This window comes from Peribacillus sp. Bi134 (assembly GCF_918698065.1).
In the GTDB taxonomy this organism is placed as follows: domain Bacteria; phylum Bacillota; class Bacilli; order Bacillales; family DSM-1321; genus Peribacillus.
In genome coordinates this window covers 303,092-317,106 of sequence record NZ_CAKKLN010000002.1, presented here as the reverse complement: position 1 = coordinate 317,106, position 14,015 = coordinate 303,092, and the positions used below count along the sequence as shown (strand labels likewise).

Annotated in this window: 14 protein-coding genes; 2 read left to right on the top strand and 12 right to left on the bottom strand. The window is 42.5% G+C overall.

All coding sequences use genetic code 11. The features are described 5' to 3' along the window. Position 1 precedes the first annotated feature (1 nt). The 9 genes from flgK to LQ188_RS04405 form a co-directional block, all read right to left on the bottom strand. Positions 2-1,561 carry a flagellar hook-associated protein FlgK gene (gene flgK, locus LQ188_RS04445; RefSeq protein WP_230176148.1) on the bottom strand — a complete coding sequence of 520 codons (1,560 nt, stop codon included), beginning with the start codon at positions 1,559-1,561 and terminating at the stop codon, positions 2-4. 30 nt (positions 1,562-1,591) lie between these two features. Further along, positions 1,592-2,080: a flagellar protein FlgN gene (locus LQ188_RS04440; protein ID WP_230176147.1), complete on the bottom strand. Its 489-nt coding sequence runs from the start codon at positions 2,078-2,080 to the stop codon at positions 1,592-1,594. 76 nt (positions 2,081-2,156) lie between these two features. Continuing rightward, positions 2,157-2,420, bottom strand: a complete 264-nt coding sequence (gene flgM / locus LQ188_RS04435; RefSeq protein WP_230176146.1) for a flagellar biosynthesis anti-sigma factor FlgM — start codon at positions 2,418-2,420, stop codon at positions 2,157-2,159. Between the two features lie 219 nt (positions 2,421-2,639). Next, positions 2,640-3,059, bottom strand: a complete 420-nt coding sequence (locus LQ188_RS04430) for a TIGR03826 family flagellar region protein (RefSeq protein WP_230176145.1) — start codon at positions 3,057-3,059, stop codon at positions 2,640-2,642. Positions 3,060-3,157: 98 nt separating this feature from the next. After that, on the bottom strand, positions 3,158-3,850 hold the full coding sequence (locus tag LQ188_RS04425) for a ComF family protein (protein WP_230176144.1): 693 nt from the start codon (positions 3,848-3,850) through the stop codon (positions 3,158-3,160). Beyond that, entirely contained in the window at positions 3,843-5,234 is a 1,392-nt protein-coding gene (locus LQ188_RS04420; RefSeq protein WP_230176266.1) for a DEAD/DEAH box helicase, read from the bottom strand. The genes LQ188_RS04425 and LQ188_RS04420 overlap by 8 nt, the downstream gene beginning before the upstream one ends. 125 nt (positions 5,235-5,359) lie before the next feature. Then, positions 5,360-6,202, bottom strand: a complete 843-nt coding sequence (locus tag LQ188_RS04415; protein ID WP_230176143.1) for a DegV family protein — start codon at positions 6,200-6,202, stop codon at positions 5,360-5,362. A 193-nt stretch (positions 6,203-6,395) separates the two neighbouring features. Continuing rightward, on the bottom strand, positions 6,396-7,079 hold the full coding sequence (locus LQ188_RS04410; RefSeq protein ID WP_101223770.1) for a response regulator transcription factor: 684 nt from the start codon (positions 7,077-7,079) through the stop codon (positions 6,396-6,398). Positions 7,080-7,126: 47 nt separating this feature from the next. Next, on the bottom strand, positions 7,127-8,269 hold the full coding sequence (locus LQ188_RS04405) for a sensor histidine kinase (protein ID WP_101223771.1): 1,143 nt from the start codon (positions 8,267-8,269) through the stop codon (positions 7,127-7,129). A gap of 615 nt (positions 8,270-8,884) precedes the next feature. Between LQ188_RS04405 and LQ188_RS04400 the strand changes: the two genes are divergently transcribed. Continuing rightward, complete coding sequence (locus tag LQ188_RS04400; RefSeq protein WP_230176142.1) at positions 8,885-9,520, top strand: YigZ family protein; 636 nt, start codon at positions 8,885-8,887, stop codon at positions 9,518-9,520. A gap of 178 nt (positions 9,521-9,698) precedes the next feature. After that, a complete protein-coding gene (locus LQ188_RS04395; protein ID WP_101223773.1) occupies positions 9,699-10,721 on the top strand; it encodes an LCP family protein in 1,023 nt (340 codons plus the stop codon). 164 nt (positions 10,722-10,885) lie between these two features. On the opposite strand, the gene LQ188_RS04390 is transcribed toward LQ188_RS04395, so the two are convergent. The 3 genes from LQ188_RS04390 to LQ188_RS04380 form a co-directional block, all read right to left on the bottom strand. Further along, complete coding sequence (locus tag LQ188_RS04390; protein ID WP_230176265.1) at positions 10,886-11,965, bottom strand: MraY family glycosyltransferase; 1,080 nt, start codon at positions 11,963-11,965, stop codon at positions 10,886-10,888. Between the two features lie 100 nt (positions 11,966-12,065). Then, the gene (locus tag LQ188_RS04385) at positions 12,066-13,169 is read right to left on the bottom strand and encodes a glycosyltransferase family 4 protein (protein ID WP_230176141.1); all 1,104 of its coding nucleotides are present in this window, start codon (positions 13,167-13,169) and stop codon (positions 12,066-12,068) included. 18 nt (positions 13,170-13,187) lie between these two features. Further along, the gene (locus LQ188_RS04380) at positions 13,188-13,931 is read right to left on the bottom strand and encodes a WecB/TagA/CpsF family glycosyltransferase (protein WP_101223775.1); all 744 of its coding nucleotides are present in this window, start codon (positions 13,929-13,931) and stop codon (positions 13,188-13,190) included. Positions 13,932-14,015: the final 84 nt, after the last annotated feature.

Here is a 14,015-nt window from a genome sequence, read left to right as displayed (position 1 = left end):
ATCATCGGCCAACTGTACCCATTCCGTTTATGATTTTATCGAGCATTTCATCCATCATCGTCATCATTCTTGCGGATGCGTTGTATGCCTGCTGGAATTTGATCATGTCAGTCATTTCTTCATCAAGGGATACGGAACTGACAGACTCCCTATTTTGATTGACTGAGGCAGCAAGCACGACAGAGTTGGAAAGGTTCTTTTGGGCGCTTTGGGAATCCACACCAAGCTTTCCGATGATACCGGAATAATAGGTGTCGAAGCTACCCGTCAATTCGTCGGAGTTTTGGTCTTTAGTCGAGTACTCACTGAACGCCTTCTTTTTAAGGTCAGCCAGGAGTTTGGCGTTTTCATTATCACCGGATGCCCCTCCACTTTTACCGCCTGCGGCAATTTTTGTGGGATCCTTAACGATTTCACCATTCACCTTGATGCTTTGGGCGGCACTCTTACCCGGTTCGAGTTTAAAGAAGTTCAATGTGGAAGTGCTGTCATCACCCAGGGCATAGCCTTGTTTATGGATGGCATTGAATTCATTCACGAAAGCAGCCGTCATATTATCGAGCTTTTTCAGCATATCAGGATAAGCGCCGGCGATCGTGCCATCAGCCTTCTTATAGCCAAAGCTTTTGATCAGACCGGATAGTTCTCCCGAGAAATTGTAATCCGTCAATGTTTTCGAACCAAACTTTAATCCATCCACCATACCTGTCGTTTTATCATGGCTAACTTCAACTTTCGAAGTTCCCACCATCCCGGTTTGGTTAACACTAACTAGATTGATGGGCGGCACAAAAGACGAACCGTCTTCTTTCATCAATTCGATATTGTATAGCCCTGTGGCCACATCGCTTGCTCTGCCGTAATCCGTCGGAATGACATTGCTCACTTTAATGCTGACAAGCTGTGAGAGATTGTCTACGAGTACATCACGTTTATCATAAAGGTCATTGGGAATATAACCATGAGGCTCCACTTTGCTGATCTGTTGGTTTAGCTGGTCAATACTGCTGATGAGCGTATTGATTTCGTTCGCTTTGACGTTTATCTGATTGCCGATATCCGTTTGAACGTTCGTAAGCGAGTTATAGTAGTAATTTAGGGTATCCGCGACCATGACGCCCGTCGAGGCAACGACCTCACGCGCCCCGGAGTTTTCCGTATTCGCCGTCAGCCCCTGCAGCGAGTTCCAGAACTTCTCCATCGTAGCGGCTAATCCGCTGTCGGTCGGCTCGTTCATGACGCCTTCCATTTTCGTCAAGGATTCGCTCATGGCCCCGTAATAACCGATTTTATTACTTTGTGTCCTGTATTGTGCGTCCAGGAAACTGTCCCGGATCCGCTGAACCGTTTCAGCTGCCACCCCTGTCCCGATTTGGCCGGCAACGCGCGGGCTGTTCAAACCGACAGTAGGAAAGCCCGACGTCTGGACCAGATTGACCCGCTGTCTTGAATATCCTAATGTATTGGCATTGGCCACGTTATTTCCTGTTGTATACAATGCCCCTTGAGAGGTGGATAATCCGCGTTTGGCAGTCTCAAGACCCATAAAGGTTGAAATCATTTGCTCGCACCTCCATCTTTTTTCTGCTTATTAAGCTTTGGAATCAAACATTCCCATGCCGATTTTGGCCGTTTTCTTAACCGAATCCCCGTAATTCAGGTTCTGGTGCTGCGGCCTCAGCATATCCAATGAGACATTGATGAATTGAAGGGACTGATAGATCAATTGCTGATTTAAACTGTTTCGCTCCTTCAGCGTTGTCACTTCATCAATCAATTCCGCTTTTAGCCTTTCAAGGATTTCCGTTTCTTTAGATCCTGTCAATTCCGTTACGGTATGGATGGAGGCAGGCTGTCCCGCCGTTCCATTAGCTGCAAGAAATTCCTCGACTGCCCTTTCTCTTTCCTTATCCGTTTGACTGATCGCTTTAATATGCTTTTGTTCCGAAATTAGCAGGGCAGTGATCTCCTCGGTATCATTTGCTTTCAAAATGGCCGTTTTTCTTATCGCTAATTGATTGAAGCTTTTATGAAGCTTGATCAATTTTTCAAGCGATCCGATGATGTTCCGTGTAGACATTTTGCTGCCTCCTCACTCATAAATGAAGGACGGAAAATGGCTCCGTCCACTTCATTCAATCTTTTTAATTGAGTATTCACTTTCGGTAAAAATCGATGAGACCCTTAGCCGTTGCTTGTGCATTCAATTTATAATTTCCTTTTTCAACTTGGATTTTCAGTTCATCCACTCTTGCTTGTCTTGCAGCAAGAATTGGTGATGATTGCTGCATTTCTTTTGCCGCTGAAGAAATTTCAACTTTATCCGAGGATTTGACCTTGGATTCTTTGATATTCCCCGTTTTATTGGCTTGAAGATTATAAGGGTTAACACCTGTCATACCGACGTTATTGATTTTCATATTCCAGATCCTCTCCTTCGGTCGATTTTATAAATCCCATAATGTTTCGATTCCTTAACACATGAAATGGCTCTGGACTGTGTTATTCTCCCTATCGTTATTATCGACAAGGAATGGATTTCTTTAATTGTTTCTTGTAATCTTTCCTTCGACACCCATTGTCGAATCTTGTTCTCAATATCGAATATTTTAACAAATACTGCATCATGTTTCCATGATTTATCCTTTTTGATCATCCTTCATGTAGTACGTATTTTTTTTATCATTTCCTTGAATTTCAGTCAGGCGCTTTTCCTCATATTCAAATGCCTGCAAATCCGTACGCAATGAATCGCTGCATTTGCCGCATAGCCTTCCACTCTTGATGTTAGCGCCACACTTTTCACATGGAATTCCTAGATTGGGAAACTGCGAAATTCTCAGCTTTCCTGTTCTCACAAATTTAATAATTAACGTATCTTCAACGCCGGTTTCCTTAACCACCTGCATCATGGACGCCGTTCTATTTATTTTCTTGCGAATATATGCATACACTTTATCATATTGGTCTTCTTCTTCTTTATAACAGGCATCGCATACATCACGGAATTTCGTCATAACGAATAACGAATTACAGCTTGGACAGTTGAATACTTCCATTGAGGCCCCTCCTTCACCATCACAGCGATATTCTTCAGTACTGTATATATCGAATAATACCTGCGATACTTTAGGATGTTTTATTAAAATAAGCTTTTTCACCTAGCCAGGGTGATGGATGATACTTCTTTGGCCCCAGCCGTTATCAATGCCTTTGCTGCATGCCTGAGAGTTGTGCCTGTCGTGTAAATGTCATCGATGATCAAAATTGATTTATGCTCCAGCAAATCTAACTGCATGACCTGAAAAACCTGCGGTAATGACATCCTCTCTTGACGTGATTTTTTTGATTGTTTTTCCGTATGGATTCTTGTCAAGATCTCAACCGTATGAATTCCAAGAAGGTCTGCCAAGGCCTGTACCTGGTTGAATCCACGTTCCGTAAGCCGTTCATGGCTAAGCGGGATGACCGTTACCAGGTCAAACTCCATGTCCTTTAACCTTTCTTTCAAAAAAGGGACGAAAACCTCAGCTAATGCATAATCCCCACGGTACTTATATTTAGCAATAATATCTTTTAAGTATTCATTATAATGAAATAGCGATATGTTCTTCGACAAATAGCCGCTCCATTCCTTATTCCTTTCCCATCTTGAACAATCCAGACAGAGGTCACCGGTAATATGAACCCCACCAAGCTCCCTTGAACACATTGTACATGTTTCTCCGGTAATCCTATTAAGCTTCCCCTCACATCTTGCGCAGATTGCTCTTGCCTCGGCCTGCTTAAGTAAGCTCCTCCAGGTCAATGCCTGCTTCATTCCTTCATCACAAACAAGACATCTATCCATAGAGCAGCCCTCTTATCTTGGCATCTTTATTCATCATTTGAATATGGTGAACCGCCTCGACCATCGCTTTACTTTTACCGTAATGAAAAAAGGTGATCGTCCCTGCAGGATTAGCAAAGCTTCTCCCTACCCTTCCAGCAATCTGAACGAGAGCACTATCAGAAAACACTTCATGTTCAGCACCGATCACGGCTACCTCCAACCGCTCAATAGTCACGCCACGTTCCAGTATGGTCGTGGTCAGTAATCCTGGAACCAAGCCATTCCTTAGTGCCATTACTATTTCCTTTCGATCAGGGTGCCGGGAGTGGACAATCGATAATTTTGGGGACAGCATTTGAAACAGCGGAATGACCTGCTCCATCACTTCAATGCTTGGAAAAAACAAGAGGAAGGGGATGTTCTGCTCAAGGCGTTCACTTACCCATCCGATGATTGCTGGGGGAATCTTTTTTTGAAGAAATATTTTTTGCCAATTGCCGCTCCACTTCATTTCAGGGACAGGGATTGGCTGACGATGATAACGGGCCGGTATTATGACGGCTTTCAATTTGCCGCTGCGGTATAGCCGCTGCATCCGTTTCGAAGGTGTGGCGGTCAAGTAGATGGTTGCCGCAGAAACCTTTTTTGATTTATTGACCGCATAATGCAGCGAATCATCAATTGAGTAGGGAAACGCATCGACTTCATCAACGATGATGACATCGAAAGCTTCAATAAAACGGAAAAGCTGATGTGTCGTGGAAACGGTTAGTGGCGAAAATCCATGTCGATCGCCACTGCCGGCATAGAGGGTCGCGACCTCAATGGCAGGAAAGGCTTTTTTTAACCTAGGGGATAGTTCGAGAACGACATCGGTCCGGGGTGTTGCCAAACAAATCCGTTTCCCGGCATGCAATGCTGCCTCAATCGCCGGGAATAGGACCTCCGTCTTTCCTGCCCCGCATACAGCCCATACCAGGAGTTCACCTTTTCCGTTTACAGCTTCAACGACAAGGTCGGAGGCAGTTTGTTGACCTTCCGATAAAGTGCCTTCCCAGCTCATCACTATGTCAGGAATCTGAAACTGAATGCCGGGTCCGGTCCACCTAAATAGTTTTGCACATTCACTGACCCGTCCCATCATGATGCATGAGCGGCAGTAAGTGCAATCTTGATCGCAATTCTTGCAAGGGAATGTATAAAACAAAGTTTGATCTTTGTTACCGCAGCGTACACAGTGATAACTGCCGTTACCGTATTGCACGCCGCAAGTTTCTGAGACATACCCATTCTTGAGGTGCTCTGCGAGGAGTTCTTGAGAGAAGGGGATTTCGAATGCCAAAAGATGTTTTCCGGTGAGGTGGTTCTGAAGTTCCGGGGAATATGGCGGGGAAATGCTCATTTTTTCCAAACTGCAACCTCCTTTTCTTGATATATCACACTCCTCCTTATCATTCGCTTTTTACTCCCGAATTCCCTTTTGCTTCATAAAAAAACACCTTCCACTTAGGAAAGGCGTTAAATAGCTTAAATTTTATACCAGCCCATCCCCATCGAGCCTTCGCCCAGATGCGTTCCGATTACTGGACCGAAGTAGCTGATGTCGAACTCGACATTCGGGAACCGGGCTTCAAGTTCTTCTTTCCAGTCTTTAGCTTCACTTTCCCGTTTTGCATGAATGATGACAGCTTTATATTTCTCGCCGCTCGCCGCGTCTTCTCCAAGCAAATCGGCAATCCGTTTCATCGCTTTTTTTCTTGTACGGATTTTTTCGAATGGGACGATGACCTTATCAACAAAATGGAGAACCGGCTTCACTTGAAGCAAACTGCCAATCAATGCTTGGGCACTGCTTAAGCGTCCCCCGCGCTGCAGATGGGAAAGGTCATCTGCCATGAAGTATGCCCTGACCGATGGCTTCATCTCTTCAAGCCTGGCCATGATTTCTTCTGCACTTTTACCATCAAGTGCCATCTTTGCCGCCTCGATCACATAAAACCCCTGTACCATGCAGCTGATCTCCGAATCAAAGGCATGAACCTTAATTCCATCGACCATTTCACCCGCCGATACCGCTCCTTGAAACGTTCCGCTGATGCCGCTCGATAAATGAATGGAAATAACATCATCATAGTCTTTTTGCAGCTCCTCGAACTTCTCGACAAACTTCCCTATTGGAGGCTGTGAAGTGGTTGGCAATTTCTCCTGCCTCTTTACTTCCTCATAAAACTCATCCGCAGTGATATCAACTTCCTCCCGGTAAGCTTCATTGGAAAAAATGACATTAAGCGGCATCATATGTATATGTAAACGATCACGTATTTCCTCAGGTATATATGCAGTGCTATCTGTTACGACTGCGGTTTTCATAATAGTACCATCCTTATAAAAATTTACTTCATATCATACTCACCATTCTATCTGAAAATGCCTTTTTTTGCATTAAATTGCTTTCTCCATTACCAAAAATATGAATCCAGTTAGTCATCCTTCCTACAAAAAAAATCCAGCCCTTCAGCACGCATTGCGGAATCTGAAGAGCCGGACTTATCGATCGTTTTAATTACTTCACTTCTACCCAGCCGTTTTTGATAGCTAGGACAACCGCTTGTGTACGGTCATTCACATTCATCTTCTGAAGAATGTTACTTACATGGTTCTTGACTGTTTTTTCACTGATATAAAGAGTTTCACCGATGGCACGGTTGCTTTTACCATCCGCTAAAAGTTGGAGCACTTCACATTCGCGTCGAGTCAATAGGTGAAGCGGCCTCCTGATTTCTATTGTATGTACGGAATCACGATCAGCACCCTCTTCAGCTGCCAATCGGCGATATTCCTTAACCAAGTTATGGGTCACCTTCGGATGAAGGTATGATCCGCCTTCAGCTACTACTCGCACAGCATCAATCAACGCATCCGCGTCCATTTCTTTCAACAGATAGCCTTGTGCTCCTGTTTTCAATGCGTGCTGTACGTAGTTTTCATCATCATGAATGGAAAGGATGATGACTTTTGTTTCAGGGTAACGGTTCACGAGCATTTTTGTCGCTTCGACCCCATTCATGTTCGGCATGTTGATATCCATGATAACAACATCAGGTTTATGTGTTTCAACGAGATCCATAGCTTCGCTTCCGTCATCACCCTCGGCAACAACATCAAAGGATGATTCAAAATCTAATATGCGCTTTACGCCTTCACGGAAAAGCTGATGGTCATCGATAATGATGATACTAGTCTTCAACGGCTTCTTCCTCCTAGTTTCTATTTAAAAAGTCTATTCTCTATCGTTTATATATGGTAGGGAATTTGTATAAATACTAAAGTGCCTGCCCCTGGTTGTGAATCTATCGTCATTTCACCTTCCAGCAGCTCGACTCTTTCTCTCATTCCTACCAAGCCAAATGAACCTTCTTTTTGAATCGAAGAGTCAAACCCCTTTCCATCATCCTTGACGACAACGGTCACCATCTCCTTGGAAATGGACAGTTTAACTTGAATCTGTTTTGGGTCCGCATGCTTCAATGAATTTTGTACTGCCTCTTGAACCAGCCTGAATAAAGCGACCTCCATATCGGAAGGAAGCCTTTTGACCTGCCCAAGATTGACGAAATTAAGATTCACGCCATTATTATAGTCTTCGGTCGTTTGCAGGTACTTTCTGAGGGTAGGAACTAGTCCTAAATCATCAAGCGCCATAGGACGAAGGTCATAGATGATTCTGCGCACTTCATATAAAGCATTCCTTACCATGACCTTTAAACTGCGGATTTCAACTAACGCTTCATCAGGGCCTCTCTCCCGTTGCACTCGTTCTATCAGATCTGAGCGCATCATGACGTTTGCCAGCATTTGCGCCGGCCCATCATGAATTTCACGTGAGAGCTTTTTACGTTCCTGCTCCTGGGCTTCGATTATTTTCAGGCCGAAGTCCTGTTTGCGTTTCGCTTCTTGAAGTGCTTCCCCGACAAATTTAAGATCCTGTGTCAAATAGTTCTGTACTACCGATATTTGCGAGACGAGATGCACCGCTTTATCGATTGTCTGCTGTAAACCCCTTAACCTTAACTCAAGCTCATCCCGGCGATTACGGAGCTCTTTCTCCAATTGCCGGTTAATTTGTAAATCGACTTGCAGCTTATGTGCCCTTTCATAAGCATCGCGCACCTGTTCTTCAGAAAAATGGTTGAAGTGCATACTGACTTCTGAAAGCCTTTTTCGAGCAAACCTGGCTTTTGAATCCAGTGCATCGCTGTCGGTTATCACAATGGCAACCCTGATTTTCACATCATCAAGCTCTTTTGATAATGACTCGAAATCCTTTCGGCATTGTTCGCCGATATCAAAGACTTCGTCCTTACTTTCACTAACAGTGCTCACCATTGTTTCTAAGATCTTGTCCAATGCTTTAGCATCAACCTTTTTTATGGACATTAAGATCCCTCCACTTACCAAAAGACTTAAACAATTTATTGTCTTAAAGACTATGTATATGGAAAAAAGTTCTTTTCCTTTTTCATGAATGGTTAAATTTCAGGAAACTTTTGTATGAAGTAACCTTCATGAACATATTGTACCAAAAAAAGTTTAAAAATACGTTAATTTCCTTTTATGATTTCCATAAAATGTACATATTTACTATACATCTCATATTCCCGGCCATTAAGTCTGCCTTTTAAAGGCAGAAAGCCATTTCTATTATCCTAATACAAATTATCCTTTTCAATCAAATGGGATATTCCGCTCCATTGATTATCATATGAAACAGATGCATTTATTAAATGGCAAAATCCTTGAAAAGAGAGGACACGTTAAGGTAAAGCCAGGATAATGGCACAGAACCCATGTTTTTCCTACAATGTTATTCTTTTAAGCATATATGACCAGCTAATAACAATAACAGGCAATGAAATTAATTATAACACGTACAGCTTTATCTTATATTAAAGTTTCTTTACACATGCGGCATGTAAATGAATCGTCATTGCCACTTTTTCCGCAAAGCCTTATAATAAATCAACTAATAGGAAGTACGAAGGTGGAATAGTAATGCTCACTCAATATTTAACGGTGGCAGGTCGCGGCGAACATGAAATCGTCATTGAAAAATCGCGTTTTATTTCCCACATCGCCCGGGTTGAAACCGAAGATGCCGCACAGGCATTTATCCAGGAAATCAAGAAAAAGCACAAAGATGCTACACATAATTGTTCAGCCTATATGATCGGGGAACAAAATCAAATCCAAAAAGCCCTCGACGATGGGGAACCGAGCGGAACGGCAGGCGTCCCTATCCTAGAAGTGCTTAAGAAAAAGGATCTGAAAGACACCGCAGTTGTGGTCACACGGTATTTTGGCGGCATCAAACTTGGTGCTGGCGGTCTCATTCGCGCTTACAGCAAAGCGACTTCAGAAGGAATAAATTCCACTGGTATGGTCATTAGAAAACTAATGCGTGTCATTTCGACAACCGTCGACTATACCTGGCTTGGAAAATTGGAAAACGAATTGCGATCTTCCATTTATCAAATAAAGGAAATTCAGTACCTTGATCAGGTCAATATCCTTGTATATGTCGAGGAAACACAAAAAGAGACATATACCGCTTGGATTACAGAGCTGACAAATGGTCAAGGCCACATCACTGAGGAAGAAATGCTTTATTTGGAAGAGGAATTCTCCTGATATACTCCTGCATATTTTTCCTTTTTTATGCTGTAATATAATTGAAAAGAAATATTTATTTTACGAAATTATTAAATCATTGTAAAATTAGGTGTAATAAATGACGAAATATAAACTGCAGGATTCGAAAAATAGCGATATATGTCTGATGTTCGTTATTTAAAAGGAGAAGAAAAAGATGTCTACTACTAGGCGTGTTTATAAAATTAAAAAAACAAAGAAAAAAAGGCGAAAGAGGCTTTGGTTATTGCTTGTTCCCCTGCTGGTACTTGGTCTGGGTGCTTCTACTTATGCTGCAACTCTGTATATGAAAGCCCAGAATGTATTCAATGATTCCTATGACCCTGTGGAAGCATCAGCAAAGCGAAGTGCAGCAATCGACCCGCTCGAAGATAATTTCTCCATTCTTTTCATCGGAATCGATGATAGTAAGGAACGTGATTTTAAAGGCAACTCACGCTCGGATGCTTTAATTCTGGCCACTTTCAATAAAGATCAGAAATCTATAAAACTACTAAGCATTCCCCGTGATTCCTATGTGTACGTACCAGCCAAAGGCGTAACCACAAAAATCAACGCTGCCCATGCTGCCGGCGGACCGAAAGCGACGATGGACACCGTTGAGGAGTTACTCGATATCCCTGTCGATTATTATGTTCGCATGAACTTTAATGCTTTCATCGATGTCGTGAATTCATTGGACGGTATCGAAGTCGACGTACCTTATGAATTGAATGAAATGGATTCAAATGACAAGAAGAATGCCATCCACCTTGAAGAAGGAATACAGACCGTTAATGGTGAAGAAGCATTAGCGTTTGCACGGACACGTAAAAAGGACAGTGATATCCAACGTGGTGAGCGTCAGCAGGAAGTCCTGAAAGCCATCATCGCCAAAGCAACCTCGGCTGGATCACTAACGAAATATACGGACGTAATGGAAGCTGTCGGTGACAATATGACAACGAACCTACAATTCTCACAAATGAGAGGTTTCATAAAATATGTAACTACCGATAAAGGCCTTAATCTTGAAACCATCAAACTTGAAGGTCAGGATTCTACCATTAGCGGAACCTATTATTATCAGCTGAACGAAACATCATTAGCAAACACTAAGCTGTTGCTTCAATCCCACTTGAACCTGGGACCAGCTGAAGCCACTCAAACTGAAGCAGTTCAATCACAAATACAAGAATAAAGTGAAACCCCCACTCTTTATGAGTGGGGGTTTCCTTTTTTGCTATCTTTGCGCCCCCTACAGTTAGGAGCAAAAAAGCCACCAGCCGTATCATTAAACGGTTGGTGGCTTTTCATATTTCTACTGGAAAAATTAGCTAATCTAGTAATCTATTTCCAAAATGATCATGGTTTGTTTTTAAAGTTGAGCATCTTGAGCAACGGCTGATAGTTTGAATTGACCAAACCAATTTTCTCCACAAAAATTTCTATGATCAGCAGGAGTCCCGTTACAAGTATCAAAGCTCCCCACACTGTTGCAAATTGAAAGATTATTGCCGCTAAGCCAAAGCAAGCAGCTAAAGCGTAAATGAGCAATACAGTCTGCTTATGAGTGAATCCCAAGTTTATCAAACAGTGATGTAAATGGGATTTATCAGCAGCCGAGATTGGCTGTTTATTGACGACCCTGCGGATAATCGCGAAAAATGTATCCGAAATGGGCACACCCAAAATGATGATCGGTACGATCAATGAAATCATCGTAACGTTTTTAAACCCTTGCAGGGACAGAACGGCAATGATGTAACCTAAGAATAATGCGCCTGTATCTCCCATGAAAATCTTTGCCGGATGAAAGTTATATTTCAAAAAGCCAAGAGTGCTTCCAATCACGATCAATGCGACCATAGCAACAAATAGGTCCCCTTTAATAAGGGCCATTGTTGCAATTGTCACTAATGCGATCGTTGAGACACCGCCTGCAAGACCATCCAGTCCATCTATTAGGTTAATTGCATTAATGATGCTGACAATCCACAAAATGGTTATCGGTATACTTAAAACACCAAATTCAAGTGTATCTATAAAGAACGGCAAATTGATGAATTCCACTTCAAGACCGCCCCATAATACGATAATGAGGGCAGCCAAAACCTGGCCCAGGAATTTGGGTGCAGCTCTTAATTCAAAAATATCATCTGCCATCCCGATCAAAATGATGACAAGGGCTCCCACCAGAAGGGGCAACTGCTCCCAAAAATCATTCATGAGGGGCAACTGCTCCCAAAAATCATTCATGAAAAGCAAGAAAGTAATGAAAAAACTCAAAAATATAGCTAAACCGCCCATGCGCGGCATAACTTTACTATGCACTTTTCGCTCATTCGGTTTATCGGTAGCTCCTAATTTAAAGGCCAGCTTTCCGACAAAAGGAGTCAAAAAAATGGATAATAAAAAGGATACCAACAAGGCCCCTATTAACATCAGGAACGACATCAGGAACGACATCAAAAACCACCTCAATTCAACTAAAAATCTAATACCCGTAACGATCTATAAGAAAACCTATATATAAATGCTTATTTTAATTTTTCATCCTCAAATAAACATTATATACGTTATTGGCTAAAATCTCTATAGAAAAGTTGTTTTTTGCAAATTTTTGTAAATCCGCCCCTATCTTTGTCAGGTTCCCGGATTTTTTTAATTCTAAAGCATTGCAGATGGCCAATTTCAGCTGTTCGACATTGCCGATATCCGTAATCCAGCCCTTGCCCCGATCGGGAATCAATTCCTTTACACCGCCGACATTACTTGTGATTACCGGAAGACCCGATCTTGCTCCTTCAAGTAAAACCAGTGGAAAACTTTCGCTTAAGGAAGTCAATAATGTGATGTCCCCCAACGGGTAGATTCGATCTAAATCTTCACGATACCCTAAAAAGTGCACGTGATCTGATAATCCCTTTTCCGAGACCATCTCTTCCAAAGCGGATCTCCTGCTCCCGTCCCCTGCAAGCAACAGCTTTACATGGGGGAACTCTGATACAACTTCACTTAATGCTTCTAAAGCAAATTCATGACCTTTCACCGGCTCAAGCCTTGCAGGCATGATGACGATGAAATCGTCTTTCCCAAACCCAAAATCTTCTCTTTGAAATGGGAAAGGCAATTCCTTTTCAAAGTCAATTCCGTTTAGGATCTTTGTTATTTTGGACGAATGGATTCCTTGGTCAATCAAGTCCTGCTTAAAGCGGTCGGAAACTGCCAGTATATGATCGGCATATTGAAATGACCTTACATGAAGGCCCGTAAACAATTTTCCTTTTACACCCTGCCCCAAAAAGTCATGATGGGGTGAACTGTGAACAGTAAGAAGCCAAGGGCATTTAACGAGGCGCTTTATAAAGGCACCATATATATTCGCCCGCGGACCATGTGTATGGATGATGTCTATATTATTTTGACGGATAAAGTCCCTTAAAGGTTTCAAAATTGAAAGGTCATATTTGGAATGTTGCCTGAAAAGTTCGGTTTGTATCCCAGAGGACATGGCCCGCCGGTAAAGTTCACCATCTTCAAATAAACCAAGCAAACACTCCTCTTTATTCAATTGGTTCAGTAAGGACATTATATGAAACATACCGCCGCCGGTTTCATTACCGGCGTTTAAATGCAAGATCCTCATCCAGTCCACTCCTTATGTTCAGGAACGCTGCACCGATTTCCTCAATCGCCTAACCTTTAATACGAATCTTGGCAGTGCAAGCATCCGTTTCCACCGTGAAGGTTGCTGGATAAGTCGGTACAACCATTCAAGACGCATCTTTTGCCAGAAAACCGGGGCGCGGTTCACCTTACCCGCAAGTACATCAAAGCTCCCCCCAACTCCCATGAATAACCCTTTATTGAATAACGCATAGTGCCTGGAAACCCATTTTTCCTGCCTAGGAAACCCCAATGCAGTCAAAATGATGTCAGGTTCAAGTTCCGCTATCGACTTAGGCAGGGTATCATCCTTGATATCAATGTAACCATGATTGTATCCGACCAACTCGAGACCCGGGTATAGTTCTTTTACTTTCAGGGCCGCCGCTTCAATCACGTTTTCCTCCGCTCCAAGCATGTATACCTTGAGCGCTCTTTCATCAGCGACCCGAAATAATTCATTCATCAAGTCGAATCCTGTAATCCGCTCTTGTAAAGGTTGATTTAGCCATTTAGAGGCCATAATAATACCAACGCCATCCGGAGTGATGTAATCAGCAGATAAAATTATGTCTTTATAATCCTGATGTTCATTTGCATACTCAACTATTTCCGGATTTGCCGTAACGACAAACGTTTTTTCCTGATTCATCAATCTTGGATATATCATTCCATTCATGAATTCATCCATATTGCTATCAATGAATGGTATGGATAGTATCTCAACAAACTTTTCTGTCATTTCACTTCAGCCTTTCATATGTACTATACATCTAAAGGGTGGGGTATTATTCAAGAAATTTTTTCATACACATCATAGAACGTG